Origin of the sequence: Mycobacterium sp. UM_11, from assembly GCF_001414075.1 — a bacterium.
GTDB lineage: Bacteria > Actinomycetota > Actinomycetes > Mycobacteriales > Mycobacteriaceae > Mycobacterium.
Genome location: NZ_LATC01000003.1, coordinates 100,066 through 115,448, shown reverse-complemented (window position 1 = coordinate 115,448; position 15,383 = coordinate 100,066). Strand labels below are relative to the sequence as shown.

Sequence of the window (15,383 nt, the reverse complement as noted above, 5' to 3'; positions counted from 1 at the left end):
ACCACCGACTGGCCGAACCTGTCGCCCAGCCCGGTCAGCGCCTGGGCGGCCGCGCTCAGCGTCAGGTTCAGCTTGACCGGGTCCACCTTTTCGTTGATCGACACGATGGTCTGGAACAGCGTGTTGATCTCGGTGGTCACCGACCGCGCATCGATCACGGTGTGCGAGTTGAGCTTTTGCGGCGACGGGTGGTCGGGGGCGGTCAGCGACACGTACTTGCCGCCGAACACCGTGGTCGCCTTGATGTCGGCGTTCACGTTCGACGGGATCAGATTGAGGTACCGGGGATACACCTCCAACGTGAATTTCGCGGCGGGCTTGCCGTCACGCACGGTCTCGGAGATGTCACCCACCCGGCCGATCTCCACGCCGTTGTAGGTGACCTTCGAGCCCGGATCCATCACCAGGCCCGCCCGCGACGCCAGCATGGTCAACTTCGTCTTCGCGGTGAAGCCGCCGCGGAATTGCACGTAAACCAGGGTGAAGATGATCGCCAAAATCAGCAGCACGGCAACGGCGATCCACCGGTACGGCGGCAGTCGCTGGGAGTTGACCTGCACCGGGGAAGACGTCGTCAACAGCGCCCCTCACCTCTGGGCCGCATCCCAGTGCTGCGGCGGACTTTCCCCTCCGGGGGGCTCTGCACACACATGCAATAACGAAGCCCACAAAATGTACCTTGGGCGGTCGGCGTCGTGCGAACCGGCGTTCGCAGAATTGGCGGCGGCGCAGTGCGTTAGCGTCATCGGCGTGACTGTCAAAGACATCTCCCTGACCACCCTCGACGGCCGGCCGACCACGCTGGGCGAACTGTCCGACGGTGCGACGCTGGTGGTCAACGTGGCCTCCAAGTGCGGCCTGACGCCGCAGTACACGGCGCTGGAAAAGCTCGCCGAGGACTATCGCGATCGCGGCCTGACCGTCGTCGGCGTGCCCTGCAACCAGTTCATGGGGCAGGAACCGGGCACGGCCGAGGAGATTCGGGAGTTCTGTTCGACGACGTACGGGGTGACGTTTCCGCTGCTGGCGAAGACCGACGTGAACGGCGATGACCGCCACCCGCTGTATGCCGAGCTGACGAAGGCCGCCGATTCCGCCGGGCAGGCGGGCGACATTCAGTGGAACTTCGAGAAGTTCCTCATCTCCCCCGGCGGTGAGGTGGTCCAGCGCTTCCGGCCGCGCACCGAGCCCGACGCCCCCGAGGTCATCAGCGCCATCGAGGCCGTGCTGCCCCGGTAGGCGTGAATACGGCCGGTGCTCACGGCCCGGACGCGCCGGTTTCGGCGGCGACGACAGGCGCCAATCGTTCGATCACCGTATGGGCGACCGAATCGATTGAGCGGCATTGCTGCTCGGACACCCTGATCAGTAGCGCATGAGCCTCGCTGGCAGCGAGCTCGTATCGCCGCCTCAGCACCATTTCGGCCCGGTCGATGATGTCGCCCATACCTGTCCCTCGGATTCTTAACGCTACGAAGTCGGCTAGCTCAAAGTTCCCCCGTTAGACGTACGTCAAACAACGAAATCTGCCTTTTTGTCGGTCAACGGGTTCGTCACCGGCCCACCGGCAATACGGCAGGTGCGGTCTTTCGCGAATCCGCCTTTCGGCGGCATGAAAACGGCCCGCGTCGCGTTCGCTCACTTACCTGTCGAGATGCCGCGCATCACCGTGTCTATCAGTCCGTAGTAGCGTTCGGTCGTTTCCTCCGCCGATGCAGTAACGCTGAGCGTGCGGTAGAGCGTGGCCCCGATCAGCGCGTCGGCGGCGGCTTCGACGTCGGCGTCCCGCCGTATCTGGCCCTTCGAAATCCCGACGCGTAACCGGTCCGACACGGCATCGTGGAAACGGCTGGTGAGTTGCCGATACAGGGTGTCGCGGTCGCTCAGGTCTTCGGCAGCGGCTGCCGCAAGAGAGCGCACGAGTGCGACGTTCTCGGCAGTCGAACCAACCTCGGCGTAGGCGCGCATCCACGTTCTCAAGTCCTCGACCGTGTCTCCCGTATCGGGAAGCGTGAAGTCGGTCTGGTCGTAAGCCCGCATAACCGCCTCGGTTACCAGGGGGGCTTTCGACGGCCAACGTCGATACACAGATTGGACGGCCACGCCCGCGATCGCGGCGACCTTGTCCATCGAGACACCCCTGTAGCCGGCTTCGACGAGGAGCGAGCGGGTGGCATCCAGGATCGCCTCGTGCACGGCCGCGCTCCGCGGTCGTCCCCGCCGGGATTGGCTCACACGGTGAACCTAGAGCACTGCTGCGTCGCCGCGCCTAGGCAACGGCGCGCCGATGTGGCACCATTTACGAGAATAATTTTCTCGTAAATGTGGCCGTACCGAAGGAGAACGACACCGCGATGGCGGACATCGACACGCGTAGCGCGCTCGGCCTGATAACCATCCTGATCGGGCTGGCGCACTTCCTCGTTCCGCGGATCTTCGACCCCTTCAATCGCCTCGGTTTCCCCGGCCACGCTCGCGAGTTCACCCACCTCCACGGCGCGATCGAAACAACGATCGGGGTCTTGCTGCTGCGCGCGCGCACGCGTCGACCATCCACCGTCGTATCCGCTTGCTACCTCACGTATCTGACGATCAGCATCCTTCGGACCCAACTTCGCACGCGGCGCGGCCAGCGATCCGGTTAGGAGCCGAGGTGCCTATCAGCGAAGCCGCCCGCCAGGCGACCGATGCCCTCAGACCGGTCGTTAGCACCGTGCGGATGAACGTTTCGGCCGCCGTCCGCACCCGCCACCGCGGACACGACGGGTGGATTGGTGCGGTCAACACCGACTACGACCCGCAGGACCAGGCCACCGCCGCGAACCCGTTCGACGCGTACCGCGCCCTGCACCGAACCGGCCGCGTCCATTACAACCCCCGGCGCGCCACCTTCATCGTCAGCCGCCTTGGCGACGTGCGGGCCGCGTTGCGCGACACCGACCGGGTCACGAGCACCCAAGGGGTCACGCGCCTGCGCATGTCCGCTCCGTTGGCGGTGCTCACCGACGGTGAGGAACACACCCGGCTGCGCAAGCAAGTCCAGCCGGGATTCAGCAAGGGCGCGATGAAGTCCTGGCAGGAGATGACCGAGACGCTGGCCATCGACCTTGTCACCGACGTGATGAGCGACCCCGGCTGCGACGTCGTACAGCGCTTGGCGATACCGATGCCGATACGCCTGATCGCCCAGATCCTCGGGGTGCCCGACTCCGACATCCGCGATTTTCGACGGTGGTCGCAACGCGCCGTGGGTGTCATGGAGCTGACGCCCACCCTCTCGGGCGTCGTCGACGCGACGAAGTCGATGTCGGCGATGGCGGCGTTACTGCGGTATTTCGCAAAGCAATTCGCCGCGGGCGGGCTCAAGGGGTCCGACACCGTGCTCGGCCGGCTCATCGAGCACAACACCGACGGCAGCCTCACCGACCGCCAGCTACTGCTCATCGCGATCCATCTACTCATCGCCGGTAATGAGACGACGACCAATCTGCTTGGCGGCATGTTCGACACGCTGGCCCATCACCCCGACCAGTACGAATTGATCCGCAGCCAACCCGATCTCATTCCGCTGGCCGTCGAGGAACAGCTTCGCTTCACAAGCCCCATCCAGAATCTCTACCGCTACACCCGCGCCGACTATCGGATCGGTGATGTCACCATTCCCAACGGTTCACGCATCCTGCTGTCGTTCGGAGCGGCCAACCGTGACCCCACCGCGTTCGACGAACCCGATGAGTATCGCGCCGACCGTGACCCGCGCACGCACGTCGCCTTTGGCTACGGCGCACACATGTGCCTGGGCGCACCGCTGGCGCGCATGGAAGCCCAGGCGGTACTGCGTCACCTCGTCACCCGCGTCGCCCGAATCACTCCAGCGGGTCCGACGCAGTGGTCGCGTCACAGCTCGCTACGCGGACCGACTCGGCTGCCGATCCGCCTGGACCCCGCCTGAGGTTTTGTTGCGCACGAAGACGGCCCCCGGAGCATCCTCCGGGGGCCGTTTCACTTGGTAGCGGGGACAGGATTCGAACCTGCGACCTCTGGGTTATGAGCCCAGCGAGCTACCGAGCTGCTCCACCCCGCGTTGGTGAATGCCAGGTTACCGAACCGGCGTCACGGCGACCAAATCGCGGGCTCAGCGGGGTTCGCGCGCCGAGATTGCCGCCATGGTCGTGGGTCGGCGGCCGACCACAGCCGTGACGGCAATCTCGGCGACCCGCAGTTCAGTGTGACGGCGGGTTCAGCCCGTAGCGCCGGGCGATGTCGTCCATCCAGTCGGGCGACCCGTACGTCAGGCCGTACTTGTCGGCGAGTTCGCCGAACTCCGGCAACTCGTGCAGGACCTTGCCGACCGGGTCGTCGGCGTGCTCGACGAGCAACTCCCCGAGCTCGCGGAAATAGTTTTCGAATCCGCCCGGGGTGATCACCTCGATGATGCGGCCCGGCTCGCTGCCCGCGTTCCACATCGCGTGCATCTGCCCGCGCGGCTTGGTGATGTAGCCGCCGGGACCCAGCACCACCTCGCTGTCGTCGGAGCGGAAGCCGATCTCGCCCGCCAGCACGATCGAGTGCTCGTCCTCGCGGGTGTGCCGGTGCGCCGCGGTGAGGAGACCGACGGCGAACGGGTGCTCGACGATGGACACCTCGCCGCCGTTTGTCTTGCTGGTCAGCTTGAACACCGCCCCGAAACCGGGGAGGGCGACGTACTCGCCCTCCCCGGGCTGCACCACGGTGACGCCGATTTCGTTGCGCTCGGTCATGTGACTCACTCCTGGGCCCGTCATCCCGCCGCGGCCAGGTCCGCCACTTCGTGCGGCGGCCACAGCGGCTGCGGCACCTCGACTCCGAATGGCTTGCCCCAGCCGTTGCGGGACGAAACCTCGTGCACGGGGCGCCGATTGGCCGCCACGCCCCACTTGCCCCGCGGGTAGCCGAGGGTCAGCATGGCCGACATCTTCCAGCCCTGCTCGGCGGGCACGCCCAGCAACTCGTTGACCTCGTCGGTGAAATTGCGGAGCACCATCGTCATCACACCGCCGACGCCCTCGGCGCGGGCGGCGAGCAGCGCGCTCCAGATCGCCGGGTAGATGTTGGCGCCGCCCAGGTCGTCGATGGCGTAGACGAAGAGCAACAGCGGGATCTCGTCGAAATGGTCGGCCAGGTAATTCCCCGAACCCTGCATCCGGCGCATCGTTTCCGCGTGCTGCGCCGGATCGGCACCGGGGGCCGTCGCCACCATGGGTCCCGCTCCCGCGCTGAACTTCTCGTACTCGATGGCGCGGGCCCGCCGGAACAGGTCGGCGAACTTGCCGATGAGTTCGCGGTCGTCGACGGCCACGAAGTGCCACCGCTGGGTGTTGCCCCCGTTCGGGGCGCGCACGGCCGCGTCGAGGATGCGGGCCTGGGTTTCCAGCGGGATCGGGTCCGGCCGCAGCCGGCGCATCATCCTGGTGGTGTAGAGCGCCTCGTGAATGTCCATTTCTTTCGCTCCTCTCCGGTTATTCGGGCCAGCTGTTGTTGAGGATCTTGTCGACGAAGTCGACACGCTCGAAGGTGGGATCGAAGTGCGCCAGCACGTCGGCGTTCATGGTGCCGGCCGTGGTGTGCGGGCGGTGCTTCATGCCGTCGTTGAACGCCGCCAGGATGCGCCGCTTGAACTGCGGGCGCGGATGGGCGGCGGTCACCGCGGCGAGGGCCTCGGGGCCCACGTCGTCGCGGCCGATGCCGACCACGTCGACCTCGACCCCGGCTTGCAGCAGGGCGACCTCCGGCGCCATGAACTCGGGCACCCCCGGGGTGGTGTGCAGGGCGATGCCGAGCCACACCTTGTCGGCGTCGGCCTTGTCGACGCCGCGCGCGGTCAGAAAGTCGCGGGCCGCGTCGGCGCCGTCGACCTCGAAGCGGACGGTCGAGGTGCGGTAGCGCTCGGTGAGCCCGAGGTCGTGGAACATCGCGCCGACGTAGAGCAGCTCCAGGTCGGGCTGCAGCCCACGGCGCCTGCCCTGCAGCGCGCCGAAGAGGAACACCCGGCGCGAGTGGTGGAACAGCAGGTCGTCCTCGGCGTCGCGAATGAACTCGGTGGCCTCGCGCACCAGCGCCGAGTCGGGGATGCGGATGCCGCCGATGCTTTCGATGGAGCTGGTGGTCATGTTCTCGTCTCCTTCTTCCGGTGACCGTGCACTCAGTCTGCGGCCGCACGCGCCGGCCGAGCGTGGGCGTTCGAGCCGTCCTCTCCACAGAAAGCGACACAATGTCCTAGTGGGCGAAACCGGAGCGCGTTCGCGGGTGGTGGTGATCGTCGTCTTCGACGACGTGACGCTGTTGGACGTCGCCGGGACCGGCGAGGTGTTCGTCGAAGCGAACCGGTTCGGAGCCGACTACCGGCTCAAGATCGCGTCGGTGGACGGCCGGGATGTCACCACGTCGATCGGCAGTCGGCTGGGTGTCACCGACCGGATTTCGTCGATCGAATCCGCGGATACCGTTCTGGTGGCCGGCAGCGACCACCTGCCCCGGCGGCCAGTGGATCCCGCGCTCGTCGAGGCCGTCAGGTCGATAGCGACGCGATCCCGGCGGACGGCATCCATTTGCACTGGGTCGTTCATCCTCGCGCAGGCCGGCCTGCTCAGCGGCCGGCGCGCCACCACGCACTGGAACGAGACCCGGCTGTTGGCCCGGGCCTTTCGAGATGTCACCGTCGATCCCGACGCGATCTTCGTCCGCGACGGCGACGTGTTCACCTCGGCCGGGATCTCGTCCGGCATCGACCTGGCGCTGGCGCTGGTCGAAATGGATTACGGGACCGAACTGGTCCGCAACGTGGCCCGGTGGCTGGTGGTCTACCTCAAACGCGCTGGGGGCCAATCACAGTTCTCGGTGTTGGTGGAGGCCGATCCGCCGCCGCAGTCGCCGCTGCGCGCGGTCATCGACGCGGTCGCGGCCGACCCGGCCGCGAACCACAGCGTGAAATCCCTTGCGGCCCGGGCGTCATTGAGCACCCGCCAGCTGACCCGGCTCTTCCAATCCGAGCTGGGCATGACCCCGGCCCGCTACGTCGAGCTCGTTCGAATCGACTTCGCCCGTGGCGCATTGGAATCCGGCCGGTCCGTCAGCGAGACCGCGGACATGGCCGGCTTCGGCAGCATCGAGACCTTGCGGCGGGTGTTCGTCAACCACCTGGGCATCAGCCCCAAGGCCTATCGGGAACGATTCCGAACGGCATTCGCGTGAAAACTACTTGGTGTTGTTGTACTTGGTGATCGCGTCGTCCAACCGCTGCAGCGCGGCGCCGTAGCCGGCGAAGTCGCCCTTCTTCTGGGCGTCCTTGGCCGCGCCGAGCGCGGCCTGAATCTCCTGCAGGGCAGCCGATTTGGCCGGGGACAGGGTGACCGATCCGTCCGGCACCGGCGGAACCGCCGTCGGCGGCGGCGATCCGGGAGGGCTGGCAGGCACGGGCGGAGTCACCGGTGGGGGCGCCTGGGGGTTGCCGGCGTCGGTGGGTTGGATACCCGTCGCGGCCGCGCCCGCACCGGGACCGAACAGGCCGGTCAGGGCGTCGCGCACGGTAGGCCCGTAGCCGATCTTGTCGTTGTACATCATCGCGACGCGGATCAGCCGCGGGTACGACGAAGCGGCGTCGCTGGCCCCCGGCGAGGCGTAGACGGGTTCGACGTACAGCAGGCCGCCCTGGCCCACCGGCAGGGTGAGCAGGTTGCCCCACCGGATCCGGTTCTGGTTGTCGCGCCCGATCACGCCGAGGTCCTGGGAAACCGCCGGGTCGGTGGTGATGGCGTTATTGGCCAGCTTGGGCCCGTTGACCTGGCCGGGGATGGTCAGCACGGTGATCCGCCCGTACGTCGCGGGGTCCGAGCTGGCGCTGATGTAGGCGGCCAGGTAGTCACGCTTGAACCGGTTCATCGCGCTCGTTAGCTGATATGACGACGAATTATCGTTCTTGGCAATGTTTTTCGCGACGATGTAATAGGGCGGCTGATAGCTGCTGGCCGTCGGGTTCGGGTCCAGCGGAACGTCCCAGAAGTCCGACGTGGAGAAGAACGTCACCGGATCGTTGACGTGATACTTGGCCAGCAGCATCCGCTGCACCTTGAACAGGTCTTCGGGGTAGCGCAGGTGCTCGGCGAGTTCGGGGGTGATGTCGCTCTTCGGCTTGACCGTGCCGGGGAAGACCTGCATCCACGCCTTGAGCACCGGGTCCTGCTCATCCTGCTGGTACAGCGTGACGGTGCCGTCGTAGGCGTCCACCGTGGCCTTGACCGAGTTGCGGATGTAGGAGACCTGCTTGTCGGGGGCCAGCTTGTTGAACGCCACCTCGTTGGAGTCGGCGGTGGCCGATTCCAGGGAGGTCAGCTCGGAGTAGGGGTAGTTGTCCAGGGTGGTGTAGCCGTCGATGATCCACACCAGCCGCTTGTTGACGATCGCGGGGTACACGGAGCTGTCGGTGGTCAGCCACGGCGCCACCGCCTCCACCCGCCGGGCCGGGTCGCGGTTGAACAGGATGCGGCTGTTGGAGCCGATCACGTTGGAGAACAGGAAGTTTCGCTCGGCGAACTTGGCGGCGAACACGCTGCGGGACAACCAGTCCCCGACCGGCACTCCGCCGAGGCCGGTATAGGTGTAGTTCTTGGTGTCGGAGCTGGTCTCGTAGTCGTATTCGCGGTCGGCGCCGTTGCGCCCGACGATCGCGTAGTCGGCGGACGTGCTGGAGATCACCGGCCCGTAGTAGATGCGCGGCTGCTCCAGCGGCGCCGGGCCGTCGGACACCACGTTGCCGTTGGCGCCGACGACGTTGACCAAAAATTCGGGATAGCCACCGTTCTGGTTGGGGTCGTTGGCGACGCCGCGCACCGTGTTGGCCGGCGACGCGATGAACCCGTTGCCGTGCGTGTAGACGCTGTGCCGGTTGATCCAGTCCCGCTGGTTTTCGATCAGCCGGTCGGGGTTGAGTTCGCGGGCCGCGACGACGTAGTCGCGCAGCGAGCCGTTGCGGTCCAGGTACCGGTCGATGGACAGCTGGTCGGGGAAGTAGTAGAAGTTCTTGCCCTGCTGGAACTGGGTGAACGCCGGGCTGACGATGGTCGGGTCGAGCAGCCGGATGTTGGAGGTGGTGGCCCGGTCGTCGGCCACCTGCTGCGCGGTGGCCTGCGTGTCGCCGGCGTAGGTGCGATAGGTGACCACGTCCGACGTCAGGCCGTACGCCTGCCGCGTCGCGGTGATGCTGCGGCCGATGTATTCGCTTTCCTTCTGCGCGGCATTGGGTTTGACGCTGATCTGCTCGACGATCAGCGGCCATCCCGCGCCCACGATCAACGACGACAGCAGCAGCAGCACCAGGCCGATGGCCGGAATCCGCAAGTCGCGCAGCACGATAGCGGAGAACACCGCGGCCGCACAGATAATCGCGATCGCCATCAGGATCAGCTTGGCCGGCAGCACCGCGTTGATGTCGGTGTACCCGGCGCCGGTGAACGGCTTTCCGCCGCGGGTGTGGGACAGCAACTCGTAGCGATCCAGCCAGTACGCGAGCGCCTTGAGCAGCACCAGCACCCCCACCACGGTCACCAGCTGGATCCGCGCGGAGCGGCTCAGCGCGCCGGTGCGCCCGGACAGCCGGATGCCGCCAAAGATGTAGTGCGCCAACAGGTTGGCCAAAAACGCCAGGAACACCGCCACGAACAGGTAGCTGAGCAGCAGCCGGTAGAACGGCAGCTCGAACGCGTAGAAGCCGAGGTCCTTGCCGAACTGCGGATCGCGGATGCCGAAGTCGCCGCCGTGCATGAACAGCTGGATGCGCACCCAGTAGCTTTGCGCGATGATGCCGGCCAGCAGGCCGATCGCGACCGGCACCCCGATGGCCACCAGCCGCAGCCGGGACAGCACGACGGTGCGGTACCGGGCGACCGGATCGTTGTCGTTGCTCGGCACGAAGACCGGGCGGGTGCGGTAGGCCACCGCGAGACCGGCGAACACGATGCCGCCCACCAGCAGACCGGCCACCAAAAAGACCACGAACCGGGTGACCAGCACGGTGGTGAAAACCGAGCGGTAGCCGAGCTCGCCGAACCACAGCCAGTCCACGTACGCGTCGATCAGCCGCGGACCGGCCAGCAGCAAAGCGATCACACCCAGCGCGATCAGGATCAGAATCCGGCTACGCCGAGTCAGCTTCGGCATCCGTGCGGTGGGCCGCATCCCCACTGGCTACGCTCCCTGCTCGATTGATCGACGGTGACAACTCTACGCACCGGGCGACGTGCGATCCCGGCCACGCTTCAGCAGCTCGGCGGCTGGCCCCCCGACGTGATCGCATGCAGCGCGTCGACCGCCTGGCCGAGCGTCTCCACCTTCACCAGGCGCATCCCGGACGGGTTGTCCGAGTTCGCCTCGTAGCAGTTCTTGGCCGGTACCAGGAAGATGGTCGCCCCCGCCGCGTGCGCGGCGACCATCTTGTGCGTGATGCCGCCGATCTGGCCCACCTTCCCATCGGCGGAAATGGTGCCGGTCCCGGCGATGAACTTCGACCCGGTCAGGTCCCCGGTGGTGAGCTTGTCGACCACCGCCAGGCTGAACATCAGGCCGGCGGACGGGCCGCCCACGTTGGCGAGGTTGAAGTCCACGACGAACGGCGCCCAGGGCGCGGTGAGCACGGCGACGCCGAGGAAGCCGTAGTCGCGATCCTTGTTCGCGCCCAGCGTAATTTGCGCGACGCCGGCCGGCTCGTTCTTGCGGCGGTAGTCGATGGTCACCGTCTGGCCGGGTTTGGTGGTTTTCAGCAATCCGGTGAACTGGTCGACGTCGGCGACCGGGGTGCCGTTGACCGCGTCGATGGCGTCGCCGTCCTTCAGCTTGCCCGCCGAGGGGCCCGGGTCGGTGACCTTGGCGACCGTGACCGCGGCCGGGTACTTCAGGTAGCCCAGGGCGGCGTACGCGGCGCTGTCCTCGGACTCCTTGAAGTCGGCGTTGTTGGCCTTGTCGACCTCGTCACGCGACTTGCCGGGCGGATAGATCAGGTCGCGCGGTACCAGCTGTTCCTGCCCCGAAAGCCACAGCGTCAGCGCCTCGCCCAGCGTCAGCTCGTCCCGCTGGGACACCGTGGTCATGTTGAGGTGCCCGGTGGTCGGATGCGTCGCGGTGCCCTCGATCGCCACCACCTGTTTGCCGTCGACCTCGCCGAGCGTGTCGAAGGTGGGCCCGGGGCCCAGCGACACGAACGGCACGGTCACCACCGCCAGCAACACGCCGAAGACCAGGATCGGCACCAGCGCGACCATCAAGGTCAGAATCCGCCTGTTCACGCCGATCAGACTAGACGGAGCCCGCTGCGCCCGATTCAGCCACAAGCTGACCCGAGAGCGCCCGTCCCGTTATTGCGGTGAGTACCGTTGACGGTATGGCTGACCTGCCTTTCGGCTTCTCCTCCGGGGAAGACCCCGACAAACCCGGGAAGAAAGATCCCAATTCGGGCTCTGGCGGCTCCGATCCGCTCGGCGCATTCGGCATGGGCGGCGAGTTCGGCATGGGCGACCTGGGACAGATCTTCACCCAGCTGGGTCAGATGTTCTCCAGCGCGGGCGCGGGAATGGGCGGCGGCCAATCCTCGGGGCCCGTCAACTACGAGCTGGCCCGCCGGGTGGCCACGAACTCGATCGGCTTCGTCGCGCCGATCCCGTCGACGACGAACTCGGCGATCGCCGACGCGGTCCACCTCGCCGAGACCTGGCTGGACGGCGCCACGGCGCTGCCCGCCGGCACCAGCAAGGCGGTGGGATGGACCCCGGCCGACTGGGTCGACAACAGCCTGCAGACCTGGAAGCGGCTGTGTGACCCGATGGCCCAACAGATTTCGACGGTGTGGGCGTCGTCGTTGCCCGAGGAGGCCAAGAGCATGGCCGGACCGCTGATGGCGATGATGTCGCAGATGGGCGGGATGGCCTTCGGCTCCCAGCTGGGCCAGGCGCTCGGCCGGTTGTCCCGCGAGGTGCTGACGTCGACGGACATCGGTCTTCCGTTGGGGCCCAAGGGAATTGCCGCCATCCTGCCCGACGCCGTGGAGTCGTTCGCCGCCGGCCTCGAGCAGCCCCGCAGCGAGATCTTGACGTTCCTGGCGGCCCGCGAGGCCGCCCACCACCGGCTGTTCAGTCACGTGCCGTGGCTGTCGAGCCAGCTGTTGGGCGCGGTGGAGGCCTACGCGATGGGCATGCAGATCGACATGAGCGGGATCGAGGAGCTGGCCCGCGATTTCAACCCGGCGACGCTGTCGGACCCGGCGGCGATCGAAAACCTTTTGGGCCAAGGAGTTTTCGAGCCCAAGGCCACGCCGGCACAGACGCAGGCGCTGGAGCGCCTCGAGACGCTGCTCGCGTTGATCGAGGGCTGGGTGCAGGTGGTGGTGACCGCGGCCCTGGGCGACCGGATCCCGGGCGCGGCCGCGCTGAGCGAGACGCTGCGCCGCCGCCGCGCCACCGGCGGCCCGGCCGAGCAGACGTTCGCGACGCTGGTGGGCCTGGAGCTGCGGCCCCGCAAGATGCGCGAAGCGGCCGCGCTGTGGGAGCGCCTCACCGAGGCCGCCGGCGTGGACGCCCGCGACGCCATCTGGCAACACCCCGATCTGCTGCCCGCCGCAGAGGACCTCGACGAGCCGGCCGGCTTCATCGACCGGGTGATCGGCGGCGACACCAGCGGGATCGACGAGGCGATCGCCAAACTCGAGGAGGACCCCGGAGCGGGTCCTGTGGATAACTGATCGGGGCGGTCACCGCCCGCGTGCCAGAGTGCACCGGTGTCCGCGGCCACCCTCTCCACCTACGCGCTGGACCCGGCGATGCCGGTGCTGCTGCGGCCCGATGGGGCCGTGCAGGTCGGCTGGGATCCCCGCCGGGCCGTGCTGGTGCGCCCGCCGGGCGGCCTGGCCGCGGCGGAGTTGGCCGCGCTGCTGCGGTCCATGCGGTCCCCGACACCCCTGCCCGAGCTGCAGCGGCGGGCCGCCGACCGCGGCTTGCGGGACGCCGAGGGGCTGACGGGCCTGGTCACGCAGCTGGTCGGCGCGGGGGTCGCCACCCAATGCGCGACGTCGCGGGGTCGGGCGCCGTCCGTCCGGATCCACGGCCGCGGGCCGCTTTCGGAGCTGCTCGTCGGGGCGTTGCGCCGCTCGGGCGCCCGCATCGCGCACAGCAGCCAACCGCACGCCGCCGTGTCCGGCGCCGCCGTCGACCTGGTGGTGCTGTCGGACTACCTGATCGCCGATCCGCGCATGGTCCGCGACCTGCACACCCAGGGTGTCCCCCACCTGCCGGTGCGCGTCCGCGACGGCGTCGGGCTGGTCGGCCCCCTCGTCATCCCCGGCACGACCAGCTGTCTGGGCTGTGCCGACCTGCATCGTCGTGACCGGGACGCGGCGTGGCCGGCCATCTCGGCGCAGCTGCGGGAAACCGTCGGCGTCGCCGACCGGGCCACGCTGCTGGGGACGGCCGCGCTGGCACTCAGCCAGGTCAATCGGGTGATCGCCGCCGTGCGCAAACAGGACGCGGTGCCGCCCCAAACCCTCAACGCCACCCTGGAATTCGATCTCAACGCAGGTGCCATCGTGGCGCGGCAGTGGACCCGGCACCCGCTGTGCTCGTGTTGACGTGGGGCGCTAGCCGCGCCGAGCCCAGCCGCGCCGGCGAGCGGTGTTGCGAAGATCAAGCGCGAGTCGGCCGAAGCGTCATGGATGATGGATACGTGGCAGACATCAAACGCGGCCGTGCGGCGCGGAACGCGAAGCTGGCCAGCATCCCCGTCGGCTTCGCCGGCCGGGCGGCGCTGGGGTTCGGGAAACGGCTGACCGGCAAATCGCGAGACGAGGTCCAGGCCGAGCTGATGGAGAAAGCCGCCAACCAGCTGTTCACCGTCCTGGGCGAGCTCAAGGGCGGAGCGATGAAGGTGGGCCAGGCCCTGTCGGTGATGGAGGCCGCCATCCCGGACGAGTACGGCGAGCCCTACCGCGAGGCGCTGACCAAGCTGCAAAAGGACGCCCCGCCGCTGCCGGCCAACAAGGTGCACCGGGTGCTCGACGCCCAGCTCGGCACCAAGTGGCGGGAGCGGTTCAGCTCGTTCGACGACAAGCCCATCGCCTCGGCCAGCATCGGCCAGGTGCACAAGGCGGTGTGGGCCGACGGGCGCCCGGTGGCGGTCAAGATCCAATACCCGGGCGCCGACGAGGCGCTGCGCGCCGACCTGAAGACCATGCAGCGGATGGTCGGCGTGGTCAAACAGCTCGCCCCCGGCGCCGACGTCCAGGGCATCGTCGACGAGCTGGTCGAGCGCACCGAGATGGAGCTCGACTACCGCCTGGAGGCCGACAACCAGCGCGCCTTCGCCAAGGCCTACGAGGGCCACCCGCACTTCGCGATACCGCACGTCGTCGCCAGCGCGCCCAAGGTCGTGGTCCAGGAGTGGATCGAAGGGCTGCCGCTGGCGCAGATCATCCGCGACGGCACCCGCGAGCAGCGCGACCTGATCGGCACCCGGTTGCTCGAGCTGACCTTTGACGCGCCCCGGCGGCTGGGGATGCTGCACGGCGACGCCCACCCGGGGAACTTCATGCTGCTCCCCGACGGCCGGATGGGCGTCATCGACTTCGGCGCCGTCGCACCGCTGCCCGGTGGCTACCCCGTCGAGCTCGGGATGACGATCCGGCTGGCCCGCGACAAGAACTACGACTTGCTGCTGCCCACGATGGAGAAGGTGGGCTTCATCCAGAAGGGTCAGCAGGTGTCGGTGCGCGACATCGACGAAATGCTGCGCCAGTACGTCGAGCCCATCGAGGTCGACGTCTTCCACTACACGCGTAAGTGGTTGCAGCGCATGACCGTCGGCCAGATCGACCGTTCGGTGTCCCAGATCAAGACGGCCCGGCAGATGGACCTGCCGCCCAAGCTGGCCATCCCGATGCGTGTCATCGCGTCCGTGGCCGCGATCCTGTGTCAGCTGGACGCGCGGGTGCCGATCAAGGCCCTGTCCGAGGAGCTGATTCCCGGCTTCGCCGAGCCCGACAGCGCCGTCATCTAGGCGGCGACCCCGTCTTTGCGGGGACGTCCGCGCGGTCGCTTGAAGTTCAGGATCGCGCCGCGGTCGAGGATCTCGCCGCCCCACACCCCCCAGGGCTCGGCCCGCTCCAGCGCCGACGCCAGGCACTGGCGCCGGATCGGGCAGCCCGCGCAGAGCGCCTTGGCGCGCTCGAGGTCGGCCGGGGTCTCGGCAAACCAGAGGTCGGGATCGCCGGCGTGGCACGGCAACACCGGTTGTCTGGGGACTGTCAGTGCCGACATGTCCTGCTCACCTGCTTCCTGGTCGGGGCTTCCTCTTTCGGTGATCCGGACCAGGTA

The 15,383-nt window shown here is 67.8% G+C and carries 16 protein-coding genes and 1 tRNA gene; 7 read left to right on the top strand and 10 right to left on the bottom strand.

From position 1 onward, the window contains the following. A partial coding sequence (locus WU80_RS01980; RefSeq protein WP_156349392.1) for an MCE family protein occupies nt 1-560 on the bottom strand: 560 nt, incomplete at its 3' end. A gap of 190 nt (nt 561-750) precedes the next feature. Here WU80_RS01980 and WU80_RS01975 point away from each other — a divergent pair. Continuing rightward, entirely contained in the window at nt 751-1,239 is a 489-nt protein-coding gene (locus WU80_RS01975) for a glutathione peroxidase (RefSeq protein ID WP_055399141.1), read from the top strand. 19 nt (nt 1,240-1,258) lie between these two features. Here the strand turns inward: WU80_RS01975 and WU80_RS01970 are convergent, their stop codons facing one another. Continuing rightward, a complete protein-coding gene (locus tag WU80_RS01970; protein ID WP_055398963.1) occupies nt 1,259-1,447 on the bottom strand; it encodes an ANTAR domain-containing protein in 189 nt (62 codons plus the stop codon). Nucleotides 1,448-1,638: 191 nt separating this feature from the next. Continuing rightward, entirely contained in the window at nt 1,639-2,196 is a 558-nt protein-coding gene (locus WU80_RS01965; protein WP_231633711.1) for a TetR/AcrR family transcriptional regulator, read from the bottom strand. A 158-nt stretch (nt 2,197-2,354) separates the two neighbouring features. On the opposite strand from WU80_RS01965, the gene WU80_RS01960 reads away from it, so the two are divergent. Beyond that, on the top strand, nt 2,355-2,645 hold the full coding sequence (locus tag WU80_RS01960) for a hypothetical protein (protein ID WP_055399143.1): 291 nt from the start codon (nt 2,355-2,357) through the stop codon (nt 2,643-2,645). 74 nt (nt 2,646-2,719) lie between these two features. Beyond that, the gene (locus WU80_RS01955) at nt 2,720-3,952 is read left to right on the top strand and encodes a cytochrome P450 (protein WP_082459680.1); all 1,233 of its coding nucleotides are present in this window, start codon (nt 2,720-2,722) and stop codon (nt 3,950-3,952) included. Nucleotides 3,953-4,007: 55 nt separating this feature from the next. On the opposite strand, the gene WU80_RS01950 is transcribed toward WU80_RS01955, so the two are convergent. The 4 genes from WU80_RS01950 to WU80_RS01935 all read right to left on the bottom strand — a co-directional run bounded on the left by WU80_RS01950 (nt 4,008) and on the right by WU80_RS01935 (nt 6,149). Further along, nucleotides 4,008-4,084, bottom strand: a tRNA-Met gene (locus tag WU80_RS01950). Between the two features lie 139 nt (nt 4,085-4,223). Continuing rightward, nucleotides 4,224-4,760, bottom strand: a complete 537-nt coding sequence (locus WU80_RS01945; protein ID WP_055398969.1) for a cupin domain-containing protein — start codon at nt 4,758-4,760, stop codon at nt 4,224-4,226. A 20-nt stretch (nt 4,761-4,780) separates the two neighbouring features. Then, the gene (locus tag WU80_RS01940; protein ID WP_055398971.1) at nt 4,781-5,479 is read right to left on the bottom strand and encodes a nitroreductase family protein; all 699 of its coding nucleotides are present in this window, start codon (nt 5,477-5,479) and stop codon (nt 4,781-4,783) included. Between the two features lie 19 nt (nt 5,480-5,498). Further along, a complete protein-coding gene (locus WU80_RS01935; RefSeq protein WP_055398973.1) occupies nt 5,499-6,149 on the bottom strand; it encodes an HD domain-containing protein in 651 nt (216 codons plus the stop codon). Between the two features lie 136 nt (nt 6,150-6,285). On the opposite strand from WU80_RS01935, the gene WU80_RS01930 reads away from it, so the two are divergent. After that, a complete protein-coding gene (locus WU80_RS01930; RefSeq protein ID WP_055399145.1) occupies nt 6,286-7,230 on the top strand; it encodes a GlxA family transcriptional regulator in 945 nt (314 codons plus the stop codon). A 3-nt stretch (nt 7,231-7,233) separates the two neighbouring features. Here WU80_RS01930 and WU80_RS01925 read toward each other — a convergent pair whose 3' ends face one another. Both WU80_RS01925 and WU80_RS01920 read right to left on the bottom strand, forming a co-directional pair. Next, complete coding sequence (locus WU80_RS01925; RefSeq protein ID WP_055398976.1) at nt 7,234-10,215, bottom strand: UPF0182 family protein; 2,982 nt, start codon at nt 10,213-10,215, stop codon at nt 7,234-7,236. A 74-nt stretch (nt 10,216-10,289) separates the two neighbouring features. Next, nucleotides 10,290-11,312, bottom strand: coding sequence for a PDZ domain-containing protein (locus WU80_RS01920; protein ID WP_055398978.1), 1,023 nt, complete (start codon nt 11,310-11,312; stop codon nt 10,290-10,292). 77 nt (nt 11,313-11,389) lie between these two features. Between WU80_RS01920 and WU80_RS01915 the strand changes: the two genes are divergently transcribed. The 3 genes from WU80_RS01915 (at nt 11,390) to WU80_RS01905 (ending at nt 15,066) form a co-directional block, all read left to right on the top strand. Continuing rightward, complete coding sequence (locus WU80_RS01915) at nt 11,390-12,760, top strand: zinc-dependent metalloprotease (protein ID WP_197280998.1); 1,371 nt, start codon at nt 11,390-11,392, stop codon at nt 12,758-12,760. A 78-nt stretch (nt 12,761-12,838) separates the two neighbouring features. Further along, nucleotides 12,839-13,642, top strand: coding sequence for a cyclodehydratase (locus WU80_RS01910; protein WP_197281015.1), 804 nt, complete (start codon nt 12,839-12,841; stop codon nt 13,640-13,642). A gap of 80 nt (nt 13,643-13,722) precedes the next feature. Next, the gene (locus WU80_RS01905; RefSeq protein ID WP_055398984.1) at nt 13,723-15,066 is read left to right on the top strand and encodes an AarF/ABC1/UbiB kinase family protein; all 1,344 of its coding nucleotides are present in this window, start codon (nt 13,723-13,725) and stop codon (nt 15,064-15,066) included. On the opposite strand, the gene WU80_RS01900 is transcribed toward WU80_RS01905, so the two are convergent. After that, nucleotides 15,063-15,326, bottom strand: coding sequence for a WhiB family transcriptional regulator (locus WU80_RS01900; protein WP_055398986.1), 264 nt, complete (start codon nt 15,324-15,326; stop codon nt 15,063-15,065). The genes WU80_RS01905 and WU80_RS01900 overlap by 4 nt on opposite strands. Nucleotides 15,327-15,383: the final 57 nt, after the last annotated feature.